The organism is Ancylomarina sp., from assembly GCF_041555295.1.
In the GTDB taxonomy this organism is placed as follows: domain Bacteria; phylum Bacteroidota; class Bacteroidia; order Bacteroidales; family Marinifilaceae; genus Ancylomarina.
Genome location: NZ_JBFFKR010000381.1, coordinates 1 through 2,684, shown reverse-complemented (window position 1 = coordinate 2,684; position 2,684 = coordinate 1). Strand labels below are relative to the sequence as shown.

At 41.5% G+C, this 2,684-nt stretch carries 1 protein-coding gene and 2 tRNA genes; all 3 read right to left on the bottom strand.

The window, feature by feature from the left end:
* Positions 1 to 238 precede the first annotated feature (238 nt).
* A tRNA-Leu gene (locus ABY905_RS16215) sits at positions 239 to 325 on the bottom strand.
* A gap of 14 nt (positions 326 to 339) precedes the next feature.
* Positions 340 to 412: transfer RNA gene (locus ABY905_RS16210), tRNA-Gly, on the bottom strand.
* Positions 413 to 680: 268 nt separating this feature from the next.
* Positions 681 to 2,684 (bottom strand): DNA mismatch repair protein MutS (mutS, locus tag ABY905_RS16205; protein WP_372645752.1); only part of this gene is annotated, 2,004 nt, incomplete at its 5' end.

Below are 2,684 nucleotides of genomic sequence, written 5' to 3'. Positions count from 1 at the left end.
ATCTTTTAATGCAAAAATTAAAGACTTCAGGAGATCTTTAAGAGGCGTTGTGGATATTGACTTCTTCTTATTTCGTTTAACGAAAATATTCGCCTAATTAGAATGATTATTTTGTTAGACCCAGGTTTTGCCGGTGATCCTGTTTAATGTGTAAGGGTATTTCAATAATATTAAATTATTGAGCATTGCCCCTAATAAAAAAGCAGTTAACTGATAATCAGTTAACTGCTTTCTGTAATGGTACCCGGAGCGGGACTTGAACCCGCACGGCCGTGAAGCCACTGGATTTTAAGTCCAGCGTGTCTACCAATTCCACCATCCGGGCATCCTTACGGATTGAGCGAGAAACGAGACTCGAACTCGCGACCCCGACCTTGGCAAGGTCGTGCTCTACCAACTGAGCTATTCTCGCATTATGCTTTTGCTCCCTTCTGGTGAATAAACTAGGCTTTTCAGCCGTTGTTTTTTCGTTTTGACGTTGCAAATATATGCGCTTTTTTTGATTCTGCAAAAGGAAAAATGAAAATAGCTCCTTTTTTTTCACTTTCGTGGAATACTAATAAAACCGTAGGGTTCGTGACTTGCTGAAAGTCAGAGAATCACTATTGAAATAAGAAGGCCGAAAAAAAATATTTTTTTTTTGAAAAACTTTTTCTCAGCCTAATCAAATGCATGTTGGATTACAATCCAGATATCTTTTTTATTTCGCTAAGCTTATTTAAAGCTTCCAATGGCGTCAGATTATTGAGGTCCATGCCGCGGATTTCGTCACGAATTTGTTGCAGAACGGGATCGTCCATCTGAAAAAAGTTCATTTGGTAACCCTCGCGCTGTTGTGCAATTTCACCAACGGGTTTGGCTAGAGCTTCACCATTCTTGTTTCCCTCTAGCTGCAGCAGGATATCGTCGGCACGTTTAACCACCGATTTAGGCATGCCAGCCATTCGGGCTACATGAATACCAAAACTGTGATTGGAGCCTCCAGAAACCAATTTACGTAGGAAAATCACCTTATTATTAACTTCCTTAACCGATACATTGAAATTCTTAACTCTATTGAAAGAATGCTCCATTTCATTCAGTTCGTGATAATGGGTTGCAAAAAGTGTTTTGCCCTTAAACTTGGGATGCTCATGAATGTACTCCACAATTGACCAGGCTATGGAAATACCATCGTAGGTACTCGTGCCTCGTCCTAACTCATCTAAAAGAATTAAAGAGCGGGAAGAGAGGTTGTTTAGAATACTGGCTGCCTCGTTCATCTCTACCATAAAGGTCGATTCGCCCAATGAGATATTATCGGATGCACCCACACGGGTGAATATTTTATCCACATAGCCGATTTTAGCTTCTTCAGCCGGTACGAAACTACCAATCTGAGCCATCAGCACAATAAGAGCGGTCTGACGCAACAGGGCCGATTTACCAGCCATATTGGGTCCTGTAATAATGATGACTTGCTGCTTGTCGTTATCCAGATATACATCGTTGGCAATATAGCTTTCTCCAATTGGAAGCTGTTTTTCAATCACAGGATGTCGTCCCTGTTTGATATCGATCACCTGAGTGTCGTTAATTTCAGGACAATTGTAATGATTCTCCTTAGCTAGCCTGGCAAAAGATAAAAGGCAATCCAGTCGGGCAATCATCGAGGCATTTAGCTGAATGGTGCTGATGTAATCGGTAATACTGATCACCAAATCGTTGTATAGTCGGGTTTCAAGTGCTAGTATTTTTTCTTCAGCACCTAAAATTTTCTCTTCGTAATCTTTTAGTTCCTGAGTGATGTAGCGTTCTGCACTCACAAGAGTTTGCTTACGTATCCACTCCTCAGGCACTTTATCCTTATGCGTATTTCGAATTTCGATATAGTAGCCAAACACATTGTTGAAGCCAATTTTTAAGGAAGGAATACCGGTTCGATCACTTTCGCGAACTTGCATTTGCAATAGATAATCCTTACCCGAAAAAGCAATCTTTCTCAAATCATCAAGATCATCAGATATTCCATCGGCAATGACACCACCCTTACTAACCATTGCAGGAGGATCGGTCTTGATTTCATTCTCAATCTTCTCACGAATGCTTTGACATGGGTTCAGCTGTTCACCAATCTTCACCAGATTTTCGTTACCCGATTGCAGACAGTTGGCTTGAATAGGCTCAATTGCAATTAAGGCATTTTTGAGCTGCACCACCTCACGAGGTGAAATTCGACCGACTGCTACTTTGGATATGATACGCTCTAAATCGCCTATCTGTTTAATTTCATCTTCAATTTCCCAGGATTTTTCCTCATTCGTATGGAAATATTTTACCACATCCAAACGGTTGTTAATGCGAGCGGGATCTTTCAGCGGTAGGGCAATCCATCGTTTTAACAAACGCGACCCCATTGGTGAAAGGGTTTTGTCCATCACTTGTGATAGGGTTTGAGCCCCATCGTTTAGTGCACCAAAAAGCTCCAAGTTGCGAAGGGTGAACTTATCCAACCACACGTAGCGATCTTCTTCGATTCGTGCAATTTGTGTGACGTGTCCAGCCTGCGAATGCTTGGTGAAATCTAAATATTGTAGAATAGCTCCCGAGGCAATAATTCCATCCCTCAAGGTGTGTACACCAAATCCTTTTAGCGAATTGGTTTCGAAATGTCGCAGTAATCTGTCTTTAGCAGCGGTTTCTGT